Annotated in this window: 25 protein-coding genes; 12 read left to right on the top strand and 13 right to left on the bottom strand. The window is 65.0% G+C overall.

What is annotated here, in order from left to right:
* The first annotated feature begins 26 nt into the window (after window positions 1-26).
* Both IVA79_RS21635 and IVA79_RS21630 read left to right on the top strand, forming a co-directional pair.
* Window positions 27-761: a CpaD family pilus assembly protein gene (locus IVA79_RS21635; protein ID WP_247556401.1), complete on the top strand. Its 735-nt coding sequence runs from the start codon at window positions 27-29 to the stop codon at window positions 759-761.
* Window positions 758-2,044 carry an AAA family ATPase gene (locus tag IVA79_RS21630; protein ID WP_247556398.1) on the top strand — a complete coding sequence of 429 codons (1,287 nt, stop codon included), beginning with the start codon at window positions 758-760 and terminating at the stop codon, window positions 2,042-2,044. The genes IVA79_RS21635 and IVA79_RS21630 overlap by 4 nt, the downstream gene beginning before the upstream one ends.
* Window positions 2,045-2,065: 21 nt before the next feature.
* On the opposite strand, the gene IVA79_RS21625 is transcribed toward IVA79_RS21630, so the two are convergent.
* Window positions 2,066-2,854: a tetratricopeptide repeat protein gene (locus IVA79_RS21625; RefSeq protein WP_247556396.1), complete on the bottom strand. Its 789-nt coding sequence runs from the start codon at window positions 2,852-2,854 to the stop codon at window positions 2,066-2,068.
* Window positions 2,855-2,933: 79 nt separating this feature from the next.
* The gene (locus IVA79_RS21620; RefSeq protein ID WP_091965316.1) at window positions 2,934-3,179 is read right to left on the bottom strand and encodes a PilZ domain-containing protein; all 246 of its coding nucleotides are present in this window, start codon (window positions 3,177-3,179) and stop codon (window positions 2,934-2,936) included.
* A gap of 228 nt (window positions 3,180-3,407) precedes the next feature.
* On the opposite strand from IVA79_RS21620, the gene IVA79_RS21615 reads away from it, so the two are divergent.
* From IVA79_RS21615 to IVA79_RS21595, 5 genes are all read left to right on the top strand, one after another.
* Complete coding sequence (locus IVA79_RS21615; protein ID WP_247556394.1) at window positions 3,408-4,946, top strand: YifB family Mg chelatase-like AAA ATPase; 1,539 nt, start codon at window positions 3,408-3,410, stop codon at window positions 4,944-4,946.
* 97 nt (window positions 4,947-5,043) lie between these two features.
* Window positions 5,044-5,517 carry a hypothetical protein gene (locus IVA79_RS21610; protein WP_247556392.1) on the top strand — a complete coding sequence of 158 codons (474 nt, stop codon included), beginning with the start codon at window positions 5,044-5,046 and terminating at the stop codon, window positions 5,515-5,517.
* A gap of 122 nt (window positions 5,518-5,639) precedes the next feature.
* Entirely contained in the window at window positions 5,640-7,865 is a 2,226-nt protein-coding gene (locus tag IVA79_RS21605; RefSeq protein ID WP_247556390.1) for an ATP-binding protein, read from the top strand.
* 106 nt (window positions 7,866-7,971) lie between these two features.
* On the top strand, window positions 7,972-8,601 hold the full coding sequence (locus IVA79_RS21600; RefSeq protein WP_247556388.1) for a histidine phosphatase family protein: 630 nt from the start codon (window positions 7,972-7,974) through the stop codon (window positions 8,599-8,601).
* A gap of 156 nt (window positions 8,602-8,757) precedes the next feature.
* A complete protein-coding gene (locus tag IVA79_RS21595) occupies window positions 8,758-9,774 on the top strand; it encodes an AI-2E family transporter (protein ID WP_247556386.1) in 1,017 nt (338 codons plus the stop codon).
* A 19-nt stretch (window positions 9,775-9,793) separates the two neighbouring features.
* On the opposite strand, the gene IVA79_RS21590 is transcribed toward IVA79_RS21595, so the two are convergent.
* The 8 genes from IVA79_RS21590 to hisB all read right to left on the bottom strand — a co-directional run bounded on the left by IVA79_RS21590 (window position 9,794) and on the right by hisB (window position 14,886).
* Window positions 9,794-10,090 (bottom strand): hypothetical protein, encoded by a 297-nt coding sequence (locus IVA79_RS21590; protein WP_247556384.1) that lies wholly within the window; start codon window positions 10,088-10,090, stop codon window positions 9,794-9,796.
* A 49-nt stretch (window positions 10,091-10,139) separates the two neighbouring features.
* The gene (gene coaA / locus IVA79_RS21585; RefSeq protein WP_247556382.1) at window positions 10,140-11,096 is read right to left on the bottom strand and encodes a type I pantothenate kinase; all 957 of its coding nucleotides are present in this window, start codon (window positions 11,094-11,096) and stop codon (window positions 10,140-10,142) included.
* A gap of 20 nt (window positions 11,097-11,116) precedes the next feature.
* Window positions 11,117-11,443 carry a phosphoribosyl-ATP diphosphatase gene (locus IVA79_RS21580; RefSeq protein WP_247525535.1) on the bottom strand — a complete coding sequence of 109 codons (327 nt, stop codon included), beginning with the start codon at window positions 11,441-11,443 and terminating at the stop codon, window positions 11,117-11,119.
* 90 nt (window positions 11,444-11,533) lie between these two features.
* A complete protein-coding gene (gene hisF / locus IVA79_RS21575; RefSeq protein WP_247556379.1) occupies window positions 11,534-12,307 on the bottom strand; it encodes an imidazole glycerol phosphate synthase subunit HisF in 774 nt (257 codons plus the stop codon).
* A gap of 11 nt (window positions 12,308-12,318) precedes the next feature.
* Window positions 12,319-13,053, bottom strand: a complete 735-nt coding sequence (gene hisA / locus IVA79_RS21570; protein WP_247556564.1) for a 1-(5-phosphoribosyl)-5-[(5-phosphoribosylamino)methylideneamino]imidazole-4-carboxamide isomerase — start codon at window positions 13,051-13,053, stop codon at window positions 12,319-12,321.
* Window positions 13,050-13,700: an imidazole glycerol phosphate synthase subunit HisH gene (hisH, locus tag IVA79_RS21565; protein ID WP_247556377.1), complete on the bottom strand. Its 651-nt coding sequence runs from the start codon at window positions 13,698-13,700 to the stop codon at window positions 13,050-13,052. Before hisH ends, hisA begins: the two co-directional genes overlap by 4 nt.
* On the bottom strand, window positions 13,697-14,227 hold the full coding sequence (locus tag IVA79_RS21560; RefSeq protein WP_247556375.1) for a DUF2628 domain-containing protein: 531 nt from the start codon (window positions 14,225-14,227) through the stop codon (window positions 13,697-13,699). The genes hisH and IVA79_RS21560 overlap by 4 nt, the downstream gene beginning before the upstream one ends.
* A 65-nt stretch (window positions 14,228-14,292) precedes the next feature.
* Complete coding sequence (hisB, locus tag IVA79_RS21555) at window positions 14,293-14,886, bottom strand: imidazoleglycerol-phosphate dehydratase HisB (RefSeq protein WP_247556373.1); 594 nt, start codon at window positions 14,884-14,886, stop codon at window positions 14,293-14,295.
* Window positions 14,887-15,070: 184 nt separating this feature from the next.
* On the opposite strand from hisB, the gene hslV reads away from it, so the two are divergent.
* Genes hslV through IVA79_RS21530 form a run of 5 tightly spaced genes read left to right on the top strand, consistent with a single transcriptional unit; the run spans window position 15,071 to window position 19,244 of the window.
* Complete coding sequence (hslV, locus tag IVA79_RS21550; protein ID WP_104461912.1) at window positions 15,071-15,631, top strand: ATP-dependent protease subunit HslV; 561 nt, start codon at window positions 15,071-15,073, stop codon at window positions 15,629-15,631.
* Window positions 15,632-15,634: 3 nt separating this feature from the next.
* Complete coding sequence (locus tag IVA79_RS21545; RefSeq protein ID WP_247556371.1) at window positions 15,635-16,120, top strand: GNAT family N-acetyltransferase; 486 nt, start codon at window positions 15,635-15,637, stop codon at window positions 16,118-16,120.
* On the top strand, window positions 16,117-16,734 hold the full coding sequence (locus tag IVA79_RS21540; protein WP_247556369.1) for a DUF2585 domain-containing protein: 618 nt from the start codon (window positions 16,117-16,119) through the stop codon (window positions 16,732-16,734). Before IVA79_RS21545 ends, IVA79_RS21540 begins: the two co-directional genes overlap by 4 nt.
* A gap of 52 nt (window positions 16,735-16,786) precedes the next feature.
* On the top strand, window positions 16,787-18,091 hold the full coding sequence (gene hslU / locus IVA79_RS21535) for an ATP-dependent protease ATPase subunit HslU (protein ID WP_247556367.1): 1,305 nt from the start codon (window positions 16,787-16,789) through the stop codon (window positions 18,089-18,091).
* Window positions 18,092-18,119: 28 nt separating this feature from the next.
* Complete coding sequence (locus IVA79_RS21530; RefSeq protein WP_247556366.1) at window positions 18,120-19,244, top strand: hypothetical protein; 1,125 nt, start codon at window positions 18,120-18,122, stop codon at window positions 19,242-19,244.
* Here IVA79_RS21530 and IVA79_RS21525 read toward each other — a convergent pair.
* From IVA79_RS21525 to IVA79_RS21515, 3 genes are read right to left on the bottom strand one after another with little or no spacing between them, the layout of a single operon-like run.
* Entirely contained in the window at window positions 19,241-19,831 is a 591-nt protein-coding gene (locus IVA79_RS21525; RefSeq protein ID WP_247556364.1) for a Smr/MutS family protein, read from the bottom strand. The two genes, IVA79_RS21530 and IVA79_RS21525, sit on opposite strands and share 4 nt — an antisense overlap.
* A complete protein-coding gene (locus IVA79_RS21520; protein WP_247556362.1) occupies window positions 19,828-21,366 on the bottom strand; it encodes an MltA domain-containing protein in 1,539 nt (512 codons plus the stop codon). The genes IVA79_RS21525 and IVA79_RS21520 overlap by 4 nt, the downstream gene beginning before the upstream one ends.
* Complete coding sequence (locus IVA79_RS21515; RefSeq protein WP_247556360.1) at window positions 21,344-22,051, bottom strand: Tim44/TimA family putative adaptor protein; 708 nt, start codon at window positions 22,049-22,051, stop codon at window positions 21,344-21,346. The genes IVA79_RS21520 and IVA79_RS21515 overlap by 23 nt, the downstream gene beginning before the upstream one ends.
* Between the last annotated feature and the right edge of the window lie 263 nt (window positions 22,052-22,314).

Here is a 22,314-nt window from a genome sequence, read left to right as displayed (position 1 = left end):
GACACGGGGCAAGAGGGGACCAGGCGATGACCACAACATCAGCCGATCGATATCGCAAGCTGCAGATCGCGCTGGCACTGACGGGCCTCTCCGTCATGCTGGGCGCCTGCAACACCACCGGCGAGATCGTCACCCAGACGGTGCCGACCGACTATCGTCAGCGTCACCCCATTGCGGTTCAGGAAGGCAAGAAGTCGACCGTGATCTTCGTCGGCAAGGCGAGGGGCGGCCTCTCCGCCGCACAGCATTCGGACGTCGCGGGCATCGCGCGGGACTGGGTGCGCGAAGGCACCGGCTCCGTCGTCGTCGACGTCCCCGTCGACAGCGCGAATGCGCGCGCGGCGGCCGCGACCTATCATGAGATCCGATCCGTGCTCACAGCCGGCGGCGTGCCATCGCGCGCCATCGTCCAGCATCCCTACCGCCCTGAAGATCCCGGGCTGCTGCCCACCATCCGCCTGAGCTATTCCAGGATTGCCGCGGTGGCCGGGCCCTGCGGGCTGTGGCCGGAAGACGTCGGGCCCAACATCCTCGATCCCGGCTACAACGAGAACCGGCCCTATTTCAACCTGGGCTGTGCCAGCCAGCGCAATCTCGCGGCGATGATCGACAACCCCGCCGACCTCGAGCAGCCGCGATCCGAGACCCCCGCTTATACCGCGCGACGCGACATCGCCTTCGAGCGTTACCGCAAGGGCGCGGCGATCGCGACTCCCTCACCCGAGACCGACAAGGCCAAACTCAGCGATATCGGCAAATGACAAGCTTCGACGACGACGCGAACGACCAAGGGCATCCCGAGGAACACATTGCGCCGGTTCCTCGCATCTCGGTGCAGGCGTTTTGCGAGACCGAGAAGACGCTCGCCGCGGTGACCGCGGCGGGGCAGGACCGCCGGCTCGCCAAGGCGCACCTCACCGCCAAGGACGGTGGACTTGCCGCGGCGATCGAAGTCTATGAATCGATGCCGACGCCGAACGTGATCGTGATCGAATCCGACGGAACGCGCGACATCCTCGAGGGGCTCGACGACCTCGCCGGCGTCTGCGACCCCGGCACCCGCGTGGTCGTGATCGGCAATCCCAACGACACCGCGCCCTATCGCGAGCTGGTTCGCCGCGGCGTCAACGACTATGTGGTCGGACCGGTCGAAACCCTCGACATCGTTCGCTCGATCTGCAGCCTGTTCTCGGCCTCCGAGGCCATCATCACCGGGCGCGTCATCGCAGTGGTCGGCGCCAAGGGCGGCGTCGGGGCCTCCACCGTCGCGCATAATGTGGCCTGGACCATCGCTCGCGACCTTTCGCTCGATTCGGTCGTGATCGACCTCGACCTCGCCTTCGGCACCGCGGGCCTCGACTACAATCAGGATCCGATGCAGGGCATCGCCAACGCGGTGCTGTCGCAGGACCGGCCGGACACCGCGTTGATGGAGCGCCTGTTGGCCAAATGCACCGAGCGCCTCAGCCTGCTCGCTGCCCCTGCCACGCTCGACCGCGTCTACGATTTCGGCGCTGAGGCCTTCGACGCCATATTCGACACGCTGCGCATGACCACGCCCTGCATCGTGCTCGACGTCCCGCACCAATGGTCCGGCTGGACGCGGCGCGCGCTGGTGAATGCCGACGACATCGTGATCGTCGCCGAGCCCGATCTCGCCAATTTGCGCAACACCAAGAACATGCTGAGCGTGCTGAAAGCAGCGCGACCGAACGACCGGCCGCCGCTGTACTGCCTCAACCAGGTCGGCATGCACAAGCGCGCGGAGATCGACGTCAAGGCGTTCGCCAAGACCATGGAGAGCCAGCCGATCGCGGTGATCCCGTTCGATTCGAAGCTGTTTTCGACCGCGGCCAACAACGGCCAGATGATCGCGGAAGTCTCCAAGAACCACCGCACCACCGCGCTGTTTCAGAACATGGCGAACCGCCTCGCCGGCCGCGGCGAGGTGAAGAAGCCGAAGCGCTCGTTGCTCGAAGCGCTGCTGAAGAAGCTGAAGGGCAAGTCGGGGCGGGGATCAGCCCCGCATCGCAAGGCGTCGTAAGCGTCCACCAAAGGGGGCGGACTATTGCTTGTCCGCCCGCTGTTGCTTCTTCGCGAGCAGCTGCCGCAGCGCCGTGACCTTGGCCGCGGCCTGGTCCGGCGGCAAATCTGCCTTCACGAGGATTTCGGCCTCGGCCTCGCGGCCCTGCAATCCCAGCACGAGCGCGAGATTGGCGCGGACCCGCGCATCGCTCTGATTGCGCTGATAAGCGCGGCCGAGCACCTGTTCGGCCTTCGGCAGATTGTTCTGCAGCATATAGGACAGGCCGAGATTGGACAGCACGGTCGGCTCGTTCGGCACGATCTTCAACGCCGCGGCGTAATATTGCTGCGCTTCCTCGTTGCGGCCGAGCTGATCGAGCGCCGCGCCCTGCGCCGACAGGATGCGCCAGTCGGGATCCTCGGGCGAATGGGCGCGGCCGAGGACGTCGAAGGCCTGCTGGAAAGTGCCGTTGTCGGCGAGCGCGCGGCCATAGCCGGCGAGCAGCGTCTTGTTGCTGGGATGGGCGAGCACGGCCTGCTCGAACACCGCGACCGCCTGCGCGCGCTGGCCGGACTCGCGCAGCGCCTTGCCGTATTCGAGGACAATTGCGGGATCGCTGGGCTTGGCGCGGTAGCGCTCGCGAAGTGCGTCCATCTCCGGCGTGGCGTCGGCCTTGGTATTGGATTTGGCGGCGGGTTCTTGCTTGCCGCCGAGCGCGCCGGTCACGTCCTCGATGCCGGCGGTCTGGCAGCCGCCGAGGGTGAGCACCAGGAGTGCGGGAAGCAGCAATCTCGCCGCGGGTGAGGCGAGGGACGAACGCTTGGACATACTCTGATCACTCGGCAACTGATCAGAGATGCTTACCGATTAACGCTAAAGTCCCGTTAAGGACGCGCTGCCAGAGACCCTAGTCGGTGAATTCGGCGCCGAACTCGCAGCCGATGCGCCAGCGCAGGCGGCATTGCCGCGAATAGTCGGGCGCGAAGATGATGGTGAATTGCGGCGGCACTTCCAAGAATTCCGCCACCACTTTCACGCCGCCATCCGAGATATCCGTGATCGTGCAGTCCCGCGGCAGCGAACCCGCGCCAAAATGGATCTTGGCGAGCCGGCTGCACATCCGACGTTCGCTTCTCCGGCGATTTGCAAGCATTTGAACTGTTCACCCGTTAGACCACGGCCCATCCCGCAGCCCTAGGAGTAACGGACATTCGTTGGAATGTGCTGAGGACAGAAGCTGGCATTCGAGACGTAGTGTCGGCGCAGCGTTTACGCTTGGTTAGGGTTTGCTCGCGCTCCGAGATCGTTCCCGTATTGTTCTTGCGAAAAGAGCCAGGCTCTGCTACCCCTAATTGTGCGAAAGGGGCAGGCTGGTTCGAGCATGGTACAGCGGGTTTCCACCGTCGCCTTTGAGGGGATCGAGGCCCGTGCGGTCGACGTGCAGGTGCAGGTCGCGCCGGGCCTGCCGGCCTTCGCCATCGTCGGCCTGCCGGACAAAGCGGTGTCGGAGGCGCGCGAGCGGGTGCGCTCGGCGCTGATCGCCTCGGGCCTGGCGCTGCCCGCGCGCCGGATCATCGTCAATCTGGCGCCGGCGGACCTGCCCAAGGAGGGCAGCCATTACGACCTGCCGATCGCGCTCGGCCTGATGGCGGCGATCGGCGCGATCCCGCCGGACGCGCTGACCGGCTTCACGGTTCTCGGCGAGCTCGGGCTCGACGGCTCGATCGCGCCCGTGGCCGGCGTTCTTCCCGCCGCCATCGGCGCCAATATGCGCGAGGAAGGCCTGATCTGCCCGGCGGCTTGCGGCTCCGAAGCGGCCTGGGCGAGCCCGGACATCCAGATCATCGCAGCAAGCTCGCTGATCCAGATCGCCAACCATTTCAAGGGCACGCAGGTGCTGTCGCGGCCCTCACCGAAGGTCCACGAAGCCGCCACCTCCACGCTCGACCTGCGCGACATCAAGGGTCAGGAGAGCGCCAAGCGGGCGCTGGAGATCGCGGCTGCCGGCGGGCATCATTTGCTCATGATCGGCGCGCCCGGTGCCGGCAAATCGATGCTGGCGGCGCGCCTGCCCTCGATTCTGCCGCCGCTGTCGCCGGGCGAACTGCTCGAGGTCTCGATGATCGCGTCCGTCGCCGGCGAGATCGAAGGCGGCGCGTTGACGGCACGGCGGCCGTTCCGCTCGCCGCATCATTCCGCCAGCATGGCCGCGCTCACCGGCGGCGGCATGCGCGCGAGGCCCGGCGAGATCTCGCTGGCGCATCAGGGCGTGTTGTTCCTCGACGAGCTGCCCGAATTCGATCCGCGCGTGCTGGATTCGCTGCGGCAACCGCTGGAGAACGGCGAGGTCGCCGTGTCGCGCGCCAATCACCGCGTCACCTACCCTGCTCGCTTCATGCTGGTCGCGGCGATGAATCCGTGCCGCTGCGGCAACGCGTTCGAGCCCGGCTATGCCTGCAAGCGTGGCCGCATCGACCGCTGCACCGGCGATTACCAGGCGCGCATCTCGGGCCCGCTGATGGACCGCATCGATCTGCGCATCGAGGTGCCGGCCGTGACCGCGGCCGATTTGATCCTGCCGCCGCCGGCGGAGGGATCGGCCGAGGTCGCCGCGCGCGTCGCGGCGGCGCGCGACATCCAGCTCGCGCGTTATGCCGATGCCGGACTGCCCAATGTCCGCACCAATGCGGAGGCCCCCGCCTCCGTGCTGGAGGAGATCGCAAAACCGGACGCGCAGGGTCAGAAATTGCTGCGCGACGCCGCCGAGACGATGCGGCTGTCGGCGCGCGGCTATCACCGGGTGCTTAGGGTGGCGCGCACGCTGGCCGATCTCGATCATGCCGACAAGATCGGCCGGCTGCATCTGGCCGAAGCACTTTCCTATCGCGCACTCGCGGAGGATGTGCGCCAGCTGGCTTGATCATTGCGCGCATCAACCCGGCGGTAACGAGTTTCCTTTACGCTCTGCAAACCATAGGGCTCAATGAGTTCCCCCGGGCCCCGGCGAGTAGAGTGTCATGTTGCGTTTCAAGATCCTGACCTCGGTTATTCCCCTCCTAGCCGCTGTTGCATTCGCCCGCGGCGAGATCGGATCGGTCTCACATCCCTGCATCGCGCTCGGCGACACCTCGGTCGAGCTGACCTCGCTGTTCTGGACCGCCGGCGTGCACGTCGCCTTCACCGAAGATCCGGAGCGCGCCACGGTGCGGGTCCAGATCACCGATGATGCTGACGCGGCAGACTTCGCCGTGGTCGACGACGGCCTAGGTTCCGAGCCGGACTCCTGCCAGGCCAATTCATCGACGCGCCTCGTCTCGATTGCCGCGCAGCCGGTCGACGGCGGGCCGGTGGTCTACCTCTCCACCGAGGGCCCCGCCGATTACCGCATCTATGTGCGCTCGAAGTCGTTCTCGCAGCGCGAGGCGGCGGCGCTGATCGTCGGCGCTCATGGCGGCCATCGCCCGCTCCCGCTCCAGGCCGCCTCGCTCTGAGGCGTTAACACCTCGTTAGTCCTGTTTGGAGGCGGCGCCAAAGCCTCAAGCTGTTCGCAAGGTCGGCGCGACATCGTCACAGACGGCGGGTGGCAGGAATTCGAACAAGAGTCGGGGTGACGATGGGTCGGACGTTCCGGATCAAGGTGCGCATGCGCCGCTTCAGGCGACAGCATCCCCGAATTGCCTTTGCGATCCGCTCCTTCATGATCTTCTCGGCGACCTTCGGCGGCGCCTATGGTTTCGTGTCCGGCAGCCGGTCGGAGAACTCCGGCTATGATCCCCACGCCTTTGCGATCGGCGCGAGCCTGCTGTTCGCGCTCGCCTGCCTCGGCCTTGCGACGCTGAGCATGCGCCTGCGCTTCGTCAACAAGCGGCTGCGTACGCTCGCCGCTCACAACGAAGCGCTGATCGACCGCAATTGGGAGCTGAAGGAAGCGGAAGAACGCGCCCGCAGCCTGTTCGAACAGCAGGGCGATCTCATCGTGCTGCGCGACACGAGCGGCCGCATCACCTTTGCCAACGAGGCCTATTGCGCACTCGCCGGACAGGCACGCAGCGCGCTGGTCGGCACGCGTTTCGACTTCGACGTGCTGGAGCAGGGCGACAGCGCGCGCGAGAGCAACGGCACGCGCATCCACGACCAGAAGATCGCAACCCCGCTCGGCGCGCGCTGGATTGCCTGGCGCGAGGACTACGTCCGCCTCGACGCCGGACAGCCCGCCGAATTGCAGAGCGTCGGACGCGACGTCACCGATCGCACCGAGACCGAACGCGCGCTATCCGACGCGCGTGACCAGGCCGACGCCGCCAACCGCGCCAAGTCGCGCTTTTTGGCGATGGCCTCGCACGAGATCCGCACGCCGCTGAACGGCATCATCGGCATGGGCGGCCTGTTGCTCGACACCACGCTGACGCCGGAGCAGACGACCTACGCCAGGGCGGTGAAGACGTCAGGCGAAGCGCTGATGGCGCTGATCGAGGAGCTGCTCGACTATTCCAAGATCGAAGCGGGCAAGCTCGATCTGGAGCAACGCCCGTTCTCGCTCTCGCCCCTGGTCGAGGAGATCACCGAGCTGCTCGCGCCGCGCGCGCAGGCAAAGCAGCTCGAGATCGCCGCCTATGTCGACGAGCGCCTGCCGCTCGAGGTCGTCGGCGATGCCGCGCGGCTGCGCCAGGTGCTGCTCAATCTCGCCGGCAACGCCATCAAGTTCACGGGAAGCGGCGGCGTCGCGCTGATCGTCGAGCCCGGCATCTGGCCGAACGAGATCAGCTTCCTGGTCCGCGACACCGGCATCGGCATTGCACCGGAAGCACAGCAACGCATCTTCCGCGAGTTCGAGCAGGCCGACGAGCGCGTCGCCCGCACCTATGGCGGCACCGGGCTCGGCCTTTCCATCAGCGAGCGCATCGTCAAGCGCATGGGCGGCCGGATCACGCTCACGAGCGAGCCAGGCAAAGGCTCAACCTTCGAGATCGCGGTGCCGCTTCCGCCATCGCAGGAAAGCGCGGGACAGACGGCCTTTCCGAGCCCGGACCTCGCCGGCAAGTCGATGCTCCTGGTCGCCGACGGCATCGAGGCCTCGCTGATCGCGCGGCGCCTGGAGCGTTGGGGCGGCCAGACCTGCATGGTCGCAGATGCGGCGGTCGCCGAAGCACTGCTGCCCGAACGGTCATGGCACGCAGTGCTGATCGATCGTGCGATCGGGCCTGCCGTGGCCGACCATCTGGGCGCCATGGCCCGCGCGCATGCGCCACAGCGCCTCGTGCTGCTAACGTCGAGCTCGCGCCATGAAAAGCTGTCGCCGGCCTTCACCGGCTTTCTGGTGAAGCCGCTGCGGGCAGCCTCGCTCGCCGCCCGCCTCGCGCCGACGCCGGAGGTCGCCTCACCCGATCTCGCGCCGGAACCGGCGGTTGAAGCGGCCGGCGCGACACGGGCAAAGGGCCTGTCGATCCTCGTCGCCGAGGACAACGAGATCAACGCGCTCTTGATGCGCTCGCTGCTGACGAAACTCGGCCATCGCGTCGTCATCGCCGTCCACGGCGAGGCGGCGCTGGAATCCTGGCTCGCCGCGTCATCGGCCGGCACGCCCTATGATCTCGTGCTGATGGATATCCAGATGCCGCAGCTCGACGGCATCGAGGCGACGAAACGTATCCGCGCGCATGAGGCCGCCACCGGCGGCCACCACACACCGATCCTCGCGCTCACCGCCAATACCCTGGTGGAGGATCGCTATGCCTGCTTCGAGGCAGGCATGAACGGATTTCTGATCAAGCCGCTCGACTGGGAGAAGCTTGAGGAGGCGCTAGCTGGCCTGGCGGCATCACGGCGGCTGGCAGTCTGATCGGGAACCTCTCGGGAACTCGATCCCGCTCGGCAATCGAGAATTGAAATCCACGGCGTTGCGCGTCACGATCCTCTGGGGCTTTTTGCAATAGAGGATTTTACGCATGAACGTGCTTTGCCGCCTCGCACTCGTTGTTTGTCTCGCTGGAATGTCCCGCCCCGCCGCGGCCGATACGCCGGAGCTCATCGCCTCGCTCAAGCAAGGCGGCTTTGTCCTGATCTTTCGGCACACTGCCACCGACGACAGCCAAAAGGACGTCTACCCCTTCAAGTTCGACGATATGAACGCCCAGCGTCAGCTCAGCGACCAGGGCAGGGACATGGCGCGGCAGATCGGGGCGGCCGTCAAGGAGCTCGCGATCCCGATCGGCAATGTCTATACGAGCCGGCTCAACCGCGCGATCGAGGCCGGCAAGCTGATCTCGGGCGGCGAGGTCAAGCCGGTTGACGCGTTGACGGACAGCAGCAACGCCAGCGCGTCGGGAATGGCAAATCCGACCGGCGCCAATGCCAAGGCCGGACAGTCCGTGCGTCAGCTCGTCGACGTGCCACCGAAAGCCGGCACCAACAATTTCCTGGTCACCCACAAGACCAACATCGCCGATGCCTTCGGCAAGGAGGCCGGCGACGTGCAGGAAGGCGAGGCCTTCGTCTACAAGGCCGGCAGCTCCGGCCCCGCCACCTTTGCAGGACGCATCAAGCGCGCCGATTGGGCCGCGAAGGCCGGCAACTGACGGACCGCACCCAATTCGGCCACCGGCGCGACGGAGGCGGGGCGTGACTTGCTGCTCCGCCACAGTCCTGTGATAGCAACGTCACGAGAGGCGCGACGGGAGGGCCGGCGACACGTGAGAACATCGGAAGACCGCTCATTCCTCGTCTGGCTTGGCGTGATCTCCGTCGCGTTTGGCTGGCTGCTTTGGCCATTCTCTGGCGCCCTGTTGTGGGCCACGCTGCTGGCGATCATCTTCGCGCCATTCTATCGACGTTGCGTGGCAACGTTCCCGGCATGGCGCAACCTTGCCGCACTTTCCACCGTCGTCGTCGTGATCGTCATGGTCCTGATCCCCGTCGGGGTCGTCATCGCTTCGCTCATCGACCAGGGAGGCGAGCTCTATCAGCGCGTTCAGTCCGGGGAGATCAATCTGGCTCATCCCCTGCAGCAGCTGAGATCCGCGCTGCCCGACTGGGCCGCTTCCCTGTCGGATCGCCTGGCCGGCATAGATTTCTCGGCCCTGAAGGAGCGCCTGTCGGGCCTGGTCGTCCCGGCCGGCCAGCAGCTGGCGGGGCACGCGATCAACATCGGTCAGTTGACGCTGGAGTTCGCCGCGAGCTTGCTCGTGATGCTGTACCTGCTGTTCTTTTTCCTGCGCGACGGTGACGAGCTGAACATACGCATTCGCGACGCGCTGCCGCTGCGCCCGAGCCACGCCGCCGAGATCCTGGACACATTCACCCTGGCGGTTCGCGGGACGATCAAAGGGATCATGCTGGTTGCGCTGATCCAGGGAGCGCTTGGCGGGGTGATCTTCTGGCTGCTCGGCCTGACTGCGCCGCTGCTGGCGGGCGCCATCATGGCGCTGCTCTCGCTTCTGCCCGTGCTCGGCTCCGCCCTGGTCTGGGTTCCGGCCGCAATCTACCTGCTTGTGTCCGGCTCGGTCACGAAGGGGATCATCCTGCTTGCTTTCGGGACCTTCGTGATCGGTCTTGCCGACAATTTTCTCCGTCCAGTCCTGGTCGGACAATCGATCCAAATGCCGAGTTATGTCGTGCTGCTTGCCACCCTGGGCGGCCTTGCGGTTTTAGGAGCGAACGGCTTCGTCATCGGCCCACTCGTCGCCGCAATGTTTCTGACGGCATGGCGCATCTTCGTGACCTCGAAGGCGCGGCAGGAGGTCCGGAAATGAACCGCAAGCGGGCGGTGAGTCACACGGCGTAAGCAACAAAGCGCGGCGCGGAGAGCTTGTCGGGCGGCGCTTGGGCGCCCTTGAATATGGTGTCTGCCTGGGCTGCGCGTTTGCAATGCGGGCAGACGAAGAGATGCGCGATGATCGGGACCGGCTCGTCCGCGAGCAGCTCGGATCGGTACCATCTCATCTCGATATGGCAATCCGGGCAGGTCGGTGCTTCGAGATGCTCGGCGGCGCTTCTGAGACGATCGACCATGAGGCTCCCAGCGTTTTCAAAAGCCATAACCAAATGCCCTTTGTTGGTCTGCAACAAAAGACACTCAGTCTTTAAATTTAGCTAAGCCCCAGGTTTGCCGGGGCGATTACAGCCGCCTGAGTGCCACGCTTTCCACCGTATGGTCGGCGCCCTTCTTCAGGATCAGCGTCGCGCGGGGGCGGGTCGGCAGAATGTTGTCCTCGAGATTGGCGAGGTTGGTTCGTTCCCAGATCGCGATCGCCGTGGCGGTGGCTTCCTCGTCCGACAATAGCGCGTAGCGGTTGAAGTAGGATTTGGGATTGGTGAACGCGGTGTCGCGCAGCGCCAGGAAGCGTTTGATGTACCATTGCCGCAGCGCCGCCTCGTCGGCATCGATATAGACCGAGAAATCGAAGAAGTCGGAGACGACAGGAACCGCCTTTCCGTCGCGCGGCAGCTTGCCGGTTTGCAGCACGTTGACGCCTTCAACGATCAGGATGTCGGGCTGATCGATCTCGGCCCACTGGTTCGGCACGATGTCGTAGGTCAGATGCGAATAGACCGGCGCGCGCACGTGCCCGCGTCCGGACTTGATGTCGGAAAGAAAGCTGAGCAGCAGCGGCAGGTCGTAGCTCTCCGGAAAGCCCTTCTTCTGCATGATGCCTTGCCGTTCGAGCACGGCGTTGGGATAGAGAAATCCGTCGGTCGTGATCAGTTCGACCTTAGGCCGGGGCGACCAGCGCGCCAACAGCGCCTGAAGCACGCGGGCCGTGGTGGATTTCCCGACCGCGACCGAGCCGGCAACGCCAATGATGTAGGGGACCTTGCGGTCGCGGATGTCGAGGAATTGGCGCTCGGCGTAATACAGGCGCTGCATCGCATCGACATAGATCGAGAGCAGGCGCGACAGCGGCAGGTAGATGTCCTCGACCTCCTGCAGGTCGAGGCGATCGTGCAGCGAGCGCAGCCGATCGAACTCGCCCGGCTCCAGCGTCATCGGCGTATCGTCGCGCAGGCGCGCCCACTGCTCCCGCGTGTAGAGGCGGTACGGATTATACTGCTGCTCGGGTGCGCGGATATCCATGACGCGACCTTTCCACTCGGCTAGTTGCCGCCCTTGCGCGACGCCTTCTCTTCCAAGCCCGACATCGTCGTTCGCTTCTCGAGCGTCGCCTCGACCTCTTCCAGCTTTACGCCGCGGGCCTTGAGCAACACAAGGAAATGGTAGAGCAGGTCGGCGCTCTCGGCGACCAGATGCGCGCGATCGTTTTCGACTGCTGCGATTACGGTTTCGACTGCTTCCTCGCCGAACTTCTTGGCGCAATGCTCGGCGCCCTTGTCGAGGAGCTTGCGGGTATAGGAGGCCTCGCCACCGGCCGCCGCGCGGGCGTCGATGGTCTCGGCCAGATCGTGGATCGTGAAACGCGGCATCGGAATTACTCGGAAACACGCTTGGAAACAGGATTGGCCAAGGAGACCATTCCCCGCTACCTCATGTAGCACTTTTGCGAATGGGAGTCGTCAGGCATCGAGGCGCATGGGCAGCCCGCGGCGGGCCATGTGCTCCTTGGCTTCGCGGATGGTGAATTCCCCGAAGTGGAAGATCGAGGCGGCCAGCACCGCCGTGGCGTGCCCGTCGCGGATACCGTCGACGAGGTGGTCGAGATTGCCGACGCCGCCCGAGGCGATCACCGGAACGGGAACGCTGTCGGCGATCGCGCGGGTCAGCGGGATGTCGAATCCTTGCCTCGTGCCATCGCGATCCATTGAGGTCAGCAGGATCTCCCCGGCGCCAAGCGAGACCACCTCCTGCGCATATTCGATCGCATCAATACCCGTGGAGTTGCGTCCGCCATGCGTGAAGATTTCCCAGCGGTCGCCGCCCGGGCGCTTCACCCGCTTGACGTCGATCGCGACAACGACGCATTGCTCGCCGAATTTCTCGGCCGCTTCCTTGACGAACTCGCGCCGGGATACCGCGGCGCTGTTGATCGAGACTTTGTCAGCACCTGCGCGCAGCAGCGTCTTGATGTCGTTGACCTCACGCACGCCGCCGCCGACGGTGACAGGCATGAAGCAGGCCTCCGCGGTGCGCCGGACCACGTCGAGCATGATGCCGCGGTTCTCGTGGGTCGCGGTGATGTCGAGGAAAGTGAGCTCGTCGGCGCCGGCCGCGTCATAGGCGATCGCGGCTTCGACGGGGTCGCCGGCATCCCTGAGATCGACGAAGTTGACGCCCTTGACGACGCGGCCGTCCTTGACGTCGAGGCAGGGGATCACGCGCACCTTGAACATGTCTAGGGCTCCTACGTGCGCGCGTTGCGGATCAAGGTGAGGGCGGCGGCGGGATCGAGCCGGCCGTCGTAGAGCGCGCGGCCCGCGATCGCGCCAGCGAGCTTTTTCGCCCGCGGCGTCAGCATCGCCTTGACGTCCTCGATCGAGGCGAGGCCGCCGGAGGCGATCACGGGGATCGAGATGCTGTCCGCCAGCGCAATGGTTGCATCCAGGTTCAAGCCCTTGAGCAGGCCGTCGCGCGCGATGTCGGTGAAGATGATCGCGGCGACGCCGGCGTCCTCGAAACGCTGCGCGATCTCCAGCACCGTCACCTGCGAGGTCTCGGCCCAGCCTTCGACCGCGACCTTGCCGTCACGCGCATCGAGCCCGACCGCGACGCGGCCAGGAAATTTTTTCGCGGCCGCCTTCACCAGCGCCGGATCGCGCACCGCGGCGGTGCCGATGATGACGCGGGTAATGCCCTTGGCGAGCCAGGCCTCGACGGTTTTGAGATCGCGAATGCCGCCGCCGAGCTGCACCGGGATCTTGATCGTCTTCAGCATCGCCTCGACAGCTTCGGCATTCACCGGCTTGCCGGCAAAAGCACCGTCGAGGTCGACGACGTGGAGATACTCAAAACCCTGCTCGGCAAAGCTCTGCGCCTGCGCTGCGGGATTGAGGTTGAACACGGTCGCGCGCGCCATGTCGCCTTGCTCGAGGCGCACGCATTGGCCGTTCTTGAGGTCGATCGCAGGAAAGAGGATCACGGTTTCCATCGCAAAAAGTTCGAGATCAAGGCCAGCCCGAAGCGCTGGCTCTTCTCGGGGTGGAATTGGGTGCCGATGGCGGTGTCCTTGCCGACGATTGCGGTGACAGGCCCGCCGTAATCGGCGCGCGCGAGCACGTCCGCCTCGCTGGCAGGGTTGAGGTGGTAGGAGTGCACGAAATAAGCGTGCTGGCCCTTGGGCCCGAGCGGCAGCTTGTTCAGCACCGGATGCTCCCTGAGCACTTCGAGCGTATTCCAGCCCATGTGCGGGATCTTCAGGCTCTCGTCGCGCGGCGTGATCTTCTCGACGTCGCCGCCGATCCAGTTCAGGCCTTCAGTGATGACATGCTCCTTGCCGCGGCTCGCCATCAATTGCATGCCGACACAGATGCCGAAAAACGGCCGCGCCTTGACGCGGACCGCTTCGGTGATCGCCTCGACCATGCCGTTGACGGCATCGAGCCCGCGCCGGCAGTCGGCGAAGGCGCCGACGCCCGGCAGCACCAGACGGTCGGCTTCATACGCCTGGTCCGGATCGCTGGTGACGAAGACTTTTTGCGGGTTCTCCAGGCTGCGCGCGGCGCGCTCGAAGGCTTTCGCGGCGGAATGCAGGTTGCCGGAACCGTAATCGATGATGGCGACGCTCATCTTGACCCTCCCGGTTCTGGAAACAATCCAATGATGCCGCCGGCCGGAATGGGCGGCGGGTTCGAGAATTGCTGACCCGGCACAGTGCGGGTCGGCGGCGGGCCGCCGCGATCGACGGCCCATTGATCGCCAGCGATGCCGTGCTGTGACTTGCTCCAGCGCTCGAAAAATCGTCGCTCCGCTGTGTCCTCGTTGTCGCCAACCACCACGTCGAGCTGCCGCCATTTGCCGCGCGACAGCGTCCAGCGACGCAGGCTCGAGGCCTCAAGACCCATCAATAGCGCGACGATGAGATCGGCGACAAAGATCGACGAGCGTCCGACACCGAGGCTCGACAGCCCCGCGTTGAACGCGGCCACAAAGATCAGATAGCCGATCAGCACCAGCCACAGCCGATGCCACAGCAGCCAGAACGGACCGAAGATCATCGCTTTGACGTAGAAACCGTCACGCACGAACACGAACTTGTCGGTCGCGCGCAGGTCGGCTCCGGCAGGCGAGGGAGCATGAACTGTGTAGACAGGCATGGTGATGCCCCGTTCCTAGGAATTCAGTGATACCGCAAGCGGCGCGTGCCGCGGGCCGAAAGATGTCAGCCGCCGAGCGAGCCCTTGGTGGACGGGATCTCGCCTACAGCCTTCGGATCGATCGCGACGGCGGTGCGCAGCGCCCGCGCCAGACCCTTGAAGCAGGACTCGGCGATATGGTGGCTGTTATCGCCATATAGGGTCTCGACGTGGAGAGTCACGCCGGCGTTGATGGCGAAGGCCTGGAACCACTCGCGCACCAGCTCGGTGTCGAATTCGCCGATCTTGTCGCGGGGGAAGTCGGCCTTGAACACCAGGAACGGGCGGCCTGAGATGTCGATGACCACGCGCGACAGCGTCTCATCCATGGGCATGTGCACGCCGGCATAGCGGGTGATGCCCGCCATGTTGCCGAGCGCCTGCCTGACCGCCTGGCCAAGCGCAATGCCGGTGTCTTCGGTGGTATGGTGATAATCAATGTGCAGATCGCCCACCGCCTTGACCGTGAGGTCGATGCGGGAATGGCGGGCGAGGAGATCGAGCATATGGTCGAAAAAGCCGATGCCGGTCGCGATATTGGCCACGCCGGTGCCATCGAGGTTCACGGTGACCTCGATCTCGGTTTCCTTGGTCTTGCGCTTGATCGTCGCGGTGCGCATCGAAGGCTTTCGCTGGGGTTTGGCCTGAAACGCCAGTCTATTAACAGCCAAATGCCCCCTTCGCTACTGCGGGAACGGCGGGCGGGACCTCTACTTCTGCCTATGGTGAGCGAATTAGGCCCGGAGCGGCCCGTTGTGCGCCTGCCCCTGACCGCCTAAATCAGGCCGGACAACGAGGTACTTCATGCAGGATTCCCAGAACAGCTCGCCGGGCTGGCACGGCACCACGATTTTGACGGTCCGCAAGGGCGGCAAGGTGGTGGTCGGCGGCGACGGCCAGGTCTCGATCGGCCAGACCGTGATCAAGTCCAACGCCAAGAAGGTCCGAAAGCTGGGCAAGGGCGACGTGATCGGCGGCTTTGCCGGCGCGACGGCCGATGCCTTCACCCTGTTTGAGCGGCTGGAAGCCAAGCTCGAGCAATATCCGGGGCAGCTGACCCGGGCCGCGGTGGAGCTCGCCAAGGACTGGCGCACCGACCGCTATTTGCGGCGACTGGAGGCCATGATGATCGTGGCCGACAAGGACGTCTCCCTGGTGCTGACGGGCACCGGCGACGTGCTGGAGCCCGAGGCCGGCGTGATGGCGATCGGCTCCGGCGGCAATTACGCGCTGGCCGCCGCCCGCGCCCTGCTCGACACCGACAAGGACGCCGAGACCATCGTCCGCCGCTCCCTCGACATCGCCGCCGACATCTGCGTCTACACCAACCGCAATTTGACCATCGAAAGCCTGGCGACCGGCTAGGCGGTGGCACCCACCTACACCTTCCGCCCGATGACAACGGCCGATTTGCCGCTGATCCGGCGGTGGCTGCGCGGGGCGGACGTACGGGAATGGTGGGGCGATCCGGACGAGCAGTTTGCGCTCGTCAGCGGCGATCTCGATGAGCCCGCCATGGACCAGTTCATCGTGTTGGCTGGCCAGCAGCCCCTGGGCTATCTTCAATGCTATCGCCTGACCGCCTGGAATACGGGCTTTGGGCCGCAACCGGAGGGCACGCGTGGCATCGACCAGTTCATCGGCGAAAGCGACATGATCGGACGCGGTCACGGTTCGGCGTTCATCCGCCAATTCGTCGATGAGAAGCTCCGGAAGGACCTGCCGCGCATGGTCACCGATCCGGACCCGATGAACCCGCGCGCCATACGCGCCTATGAGAAAGCTGGCTTTGTCCGCGACCGCATGGTCGAGACGCCGGACGGTGTCGCGCTGTTGATGGTGCGCGAGCCATGACGCTGACGAGCGCGCATCAGAGCAAGGTCGCATTTCCACCGCTCGGCTGGGTCGGTATCGCGCTGCTGCTGCTGGCGCTGCAGGCCTCGATCCTGCTTGCGATGGGGCGCGTGCCGATCTGCACCTGCGGCTACGTCAAGCTCTGGCATGGCGTGGTGAACAGCTCGGAAAATTCCCAGCATATCGCCGACTGGTACAGCTTCTCGCACGTCCTGCACGGTTTCCTGTTCTACGGCCTGACCTGGCTGCTGTTTGCGCGCCTGCCGTTGCTGGACCTGTCCTGGCCGGCACGGCTGATCATCGCCATGCTGATCGAAGGTACCTGGGAGATCGTCGAGAACTCGCCCCTCATCATCGAGCGCTACCGCGCCGGCACGATCTCGCTGGATTATTTCGGCGACAGCATCGTCAATTCGGTTTCCGACAATCTGGCGATGGTGCTGGGGTTCCTCGCCGCGCGCGTGCTGCCCGTGTCCGCGACCGTCCTGCTCGGGCTCGCCTTCGAGATCATGCTGGCGCTCCACATTCGCGACAATCTGACGCTCAATATCTTGATGCTGATTCATCCGGTCGAGGCCGTGAAGCAATGGCAATCCGGCCCGCCGATCATCTGATGGCCGAAAAACCGGCTTGTCCCGGCCCGCAACTGACCCTAGCTAAGGTGCCATGACAGACTTCTCCCCCCGTGAAATCGTTTCCGAACTCGACCGTTTCATCGTCGGCCAGGCCGATGCCAAGCGCGCCGTCTCGATCGCGCTACGCAACCGCTGGCGACGGCAGCAGCTCGAAGGCTCCTTGCGCGAAGAGGTGCTGCCGAAGAACATCCTGATGATCGGCCCCACCGGTGTCGGCAAAACGGAAATCGCGCGGCGGCTGGCAAAACTGGCGAATGCGCCGTTCCTGAAGGTGGAAGCGACCAAGTTCACCGAGGTCGGCTATGTCGGCCGCGACGTCGAGCAGATCGTGCGCGATCTCGTCGAGGTCGCAATCGCCCAGGTCCGCGAGAAGAAGCGCAAGGATGTGCACGCGCGCGCGCAGCTCGCCGCCGAGGAGCGCGTGCTCGACGCGCTGGTCGGCGCCAATGCCAGCCCAGCGACGCGTGAATCCTTCCGCAAGAAGCTGCGCGCCGGCGAGCTCAACGACAAGGAGATCGAGATCGAGACGCAGTCGTCCGGCGGCGGCATGCCGATGTTCGAGATCCCGGGCATGCCGGGCGCGCAGATGGGCGCGATCTCGATCGGCGACATTTTCGGCAAATTAGGGGGCCGCAGCAAGACGCGGCGGCTCACGGTGGAAGGCTCGCACGAGATCCTCGTCAACGAGGAATCCGACAAGCTGCTGGACACCGATCAGCTGACGCTGGAGGCGATCAGCGCGGTCGAGAACAACGGCATCGTGTTCCTCGACGAGATCGACAAGATCTGCGCGCGTGACGGCCGCGTCGGCGGCGACGTCTCGCGCGAGGGCGTGCAGCGCGATCTCTTGCCGCTGATCGAAGGCACCACGGTCTCGACCAAGCATGGCGCGGTGAAGACCGACCACATCCTGTTCATCGCCTCCGGCGCCTTCCACGTGGCCAAGCCGTCGGACCTGTTGCCGGAATTGCAGGGCCGCCTGCCGATCCGCGTCGAATTGCAGGCACTGACCCGCGACGACATGCGCCGCATCCTGACCGAGCCCGAGGCCTCGCTGATCAAGCAATATGTCGCCTTGATGCAGACCGAGGGCGTGACGCTCGACATCACCGACAACGCCATCGACGCGCTCGCCGACGTCGCGGTCGCAGTCAACTCCACCGTCGAGAATATCGGCGCGCGGCGGCTACAGACCGTGATGGAGCGGGTGCTGGACGAGATCTCCTTCACCGCCCCCGACCGCAACGGGGAGACTGTCAAGGTCGATGCGGATTTCGTGCAGAAGCACGTCGGCGACCTCGCCAAGAATGCCGATCTGAGCCGGTTCATTTTGTAATTTTGGGCGGTCACGCTATTGATGCGGCGTGACCGTACCCATCCTGCAAAATCCCTGGCGGCTCCTGCTCGCGATCAACGCGGCGGTCATCATTGGCGTGTTCGTTCACAAGATCCAGCTGCCGCCCTACGTCCCCTACATCCATCTCCTGGTCGACTACCATTTCGGGTTCATCAAGCGGGCGCTGATCGGCGCCGTCGTTGCGCTGTTCACCGACAAGGTACCGGTCTGGCTGGTCTTTGCGCTCGGCGGCGCAACCTGGCTGGTGACGCTGGGCCTTTATGCAAGGTTGTTTCAGAGAACCTTCGGCTTCACCGCGAAGACGCTGCCGCTGTTCGCCTTCATGGCGGGCTCGCCGTTCTTCCTGAAGAACTTCATGCACACGCTCGGTCATTTCGACATCTATGGCTGCGCGCTGGCGATCATCCTGCTGCTGATACCGGCGCGTTCGCTGCTGTTCATCGCCACGGCTGCGCTGTTCTCGATCGTCCTCGTGCTGATCCACCACATTCATCTTCTGATGTATGTGCCGACGATCATCACCATCGTCGTGATCAGGCACTACCTCGCCTACGGTGTCAATCGCAGCAACGTCGCCTTCGGCATCCTCGCCTTGCTCTTTGTCTCCGCGCTGTTCTTCGCCGCGCAATTCCTGGGGACGATGCCGATCCCGGAAGCGGATTTCGTCGCGTATCTGAAAACGCGAATGGCTGATCCGTCCCGCACGGACCTGCTGCAATTCGCCTACATCTGGTACCAGCCGCTGGCGAAAGAGGTCTTGGACACCTGGGGCCGGCTACCGCACAATATCCTCGGCGTGCCCGTCTTTGCGCTGCTGATCTGGCTGCACACGCCGTTGTGGCGCTATTTTGCGAAGCTGATTGGCGCGCTCGCCAGCGAGACGCACCGCCGCCTCGTGATCGCGGCGCTGGTCGGAATCAGCCTCGCCTATCTCGTGATGTTCGCGATGGTGTTCGACTATTCCCGCTGGATCTCGAACTGGGCGGTCTGCATGTTCCTGATCCTGCATGCGGTGAAGATGCTGCCGGCTGCGCGCGAGACGACGCCGATTCCGGCGGAGGATCGGAGGACCAACATCTTCGGCTTGATCATCACCCTGATCCCGCGCGTCGGAATCATCCGGCCGTTCTAGACTCTCGCGCGCCTGATCCGCACATATAGCGCGCCCTCGCCGCCGTGGCCGATATGCGCCGTCTCGAAGCCGACGACGAAGGCGCGGAATTCTGGCAGGCTCAGCCATTCCGGCACCAGACGCCGCAGCACGCCGCTCTCGCCGCCGCTGCGGCCCTTGCCGGTGATGACGAGCACGAAGGTCAGGCCGTCGTGATGGGCGCGGTGCAGGAAGCCGGTCAGCGCGCGATGGGCGCGCGTCTGGGTCATGCCGTGCAGATCAAGCCGTGCCTCGATCTCGCTGCGGCCGCGCGACAGTTTTGTCCGCTCGCGCTTGCCGAGCGGCGCCAACGGCGGGATGGCCGGTTTTGCGGCGCGCGGTGCCGGCGCTGCGGCAATCGGGCGGAGCGATGACGCGGTCCGCGGAACCGGTGCGGCGGATGAGGGCTCGGCGCGCGGCGCGGCATGCGCATTTGCCGTGCGCTGCTTCCTCAGCGGCTTGACCTGTCTGGCAACGACCTCCCACAGCTCGCGCTCCTCCTCGCTCAACGCGCGGCGGCGCGGCGAGGGGCGAGGCTCCAGCACGGGCGGACGGGACGATCGCTTCATTGCTGCCGATGCGGACGTTTCTTCACCGGCCGCTGCGGTTCGGAAGCGGGCTCGATCACGGGACGCGGCGCCGGCAGCGGAACCGGACCGGCGATCGCGACCGTGTCGGTCTTGGTTTCCGTAGAGCCGGCAGCAGCGGGCTTGGCCATCCCGTTCCCCGGATCGGTTTGCGGAAACAGCTTTGCGATCTTCTCCGAGGGGCGCGGATCAGGCACCGGCAACCGCGCAGCGCGCACCGAGGGATCGAGGCCCTTCGGCACCAGCATCACGAAGTGCATGGGATGGCGCAGCCGTCCCGAGACGCGGCCGGCTTCCTGACCGGCGCCGAAAAACAGATCGGCGCGCGCGGGGCCGATGATGGCCGAGCCGGTATCCTGCGCGATCATCAGCCGATGAAACCGCGTCTTGGCCCGATCGGCCTCGATCGGCAGCTCGCCCTCGATGAAGAACGGCGTGCCGTAGACATGCAGGGACTTATCGACCGCGATCGAGCGTCCCGCCGTCAGCGGAATGCCCTGCGCGCCCACCGCCTCGTCCTTGTCGGAGAGATTCACCTCGCGGAAGAAGATGTAGGCGCGGTTCGCGCGGCGCAGCTCCTTGGCGCCGTCAGGATTTTGCGTCATCCACTCCCTGATCTTCTGCATCGACATCTCCTCTTTCGGGATGATGCCGCGCTCGATCAGGATGCGACCGACAGCCGTATAGGGATAGCCGTTATAGGCGTCGTAGTTGAGCCGGACCGAACTGCCGTCGTCGAACTTGATCCGTGCCGAGCCCTGGATCTGCGCAAACAGCAGATCGGTCGGGTCCTTCAGCCAGGCGATCTCCAGCCCGCGGCCGGCGATCTTGCCGTCCTCGATCTCGCCGCGATCGTAATAGGGTACCAGCTTGCGGCGGCCGATCTTGCGATAGACCGGCCCCTTGTTGGGCAGGCTCACCGAATCCTGCTTGTAGCCACGCACGAACAGATTCGAGGGGCGGCGGTAGACCGGAACATTGTAGACATCGGTCTGCGTGCGCGATCCCTCCAGCACCGGCTCGTAATAGCCGGTGACGAAACCGTCGGGCTCGCCGAGGCGTGAGATCCGCAGCGGCGAAAAGTTCTCCTCGAAGAAGGTCTTGGCTCGCACGTCGTCGGCAAGCTCGAGCGATTTGGCGGCACGGCAGGGCTCGCTCAGCGAGCCTCCGAGCGCCTTCGGCTCAGCAGCCGCGCCGGTCTGTGCATTGATCGACCGGCAGCTGGCGCGGAACGTCTTGTACGCCGCGAGATGATTGTCATCGCCCCAGCCTTTCACGTCCGCCCAGGCCAGCGGCAGATATTGCGCGCCTGATATTTCGAACGGCAGTGGGAGCTGCGGATAGGGCAAAGCCCTCGGCGGGGCGGCTGGCAATGCCGGGAGATGATGGTGGTGGCTGCGATAATGGCGCCGGGCCGCCTCGGCGCCGAGCGAAAACGACGACAGCGCGACGACGCCTGCGCAAAGCGCGGTCGCGCTGGTCTTCAGAAAGAGCTTAATTCGCGCTTCCGGTGCCAACCAGCTTCCAGTTCGGATCGCGAGAGGTGATGTCGCGGGCGAAAGTCCAGATATCGGTGATGTCGGCGACCGTATCGGCGCTGCCGTCGACGATATTGCCGGCCTTGTCTCGGGTGGCCGAGATCATCTGCGAGACGAAACGGATCGTGAGCTGGGCGGTACGGTCGCGCAGCTCGGCGCCGACGAGCTCGGCCTTGTCGATTGAGACGAAGCGGGTCTCGGTCTTCTGCTCGTTCTTCTCGCGCTCCTTGATGGCGGCCTCGAAGCTGTCGTAGACGTCCGACGACAACAGGTCGCGCAGCGCGCGGCGGTCGCCATTGGCAAACGCCAGCACGATCATCTCGTAGGCGCCGCGGGCGCCCGAGATGAAATGACGCGGGTCGAACGTCGAATCCTTCTCGACGATGGCATCCAGGCCCTGCGCCAGCGCGGTTCCCGGCTCGGTCAGGCCCTTCCAGCGGTCGGAGGGCGCGGTCGGCTCGGCCGTCGGCGCCAGCGGGGCCTGATCGATCACCTTGCCCGGCATGGTCACGACGTTGTTGTCCTGGGCACCCCCCAACGCATTGCGGGCGGCGGTCCGATCGAACGGCGGTCGCTCGTTGCCGGTTCGCTGCCCGAGCACGCTGCGCAGCCGCAGAAAGATGAAGACCGCCAGCGCCAGGAAGATAATGGTGTAGATGTCCACGTCGTATTCGCTTTCTGGTCTTTGCTCTGGGTCTTCGTTTTGGGGTCGTCGCCGGGAAAATCAATCCGGCCAGTAGACCGTTCCATACGAGAACGGCAAGTCTACATCGCTATTTTAGGTCCACGTCAGGTCCGTGGGATGTAGGCACGAAATCTTGCCGGGCCAATGGCGCCTTTTGGCACAGCGCTGAGTGTAGCGCGTTTTATGCTTAAGGGGAAACCCGATCCTGCCCGGAAATCGCGCATCTTCAATCATTTAAGGCG

Source organism: Bradyrhizobium sp. 138, from assembly GCF_023074075.1.
In the GTDB taxonomy this organism is placed as follows: Bacteria; Pseudomonadota; Alphaproteobacteria; order Rhizobiales; family Xanthobacteraceae; genus Bradyrhizobium.
Note: the sequence above shows the minus strand (reverse complement) of the source record. Positions and strands in the feature narration are given on the sequence as shown.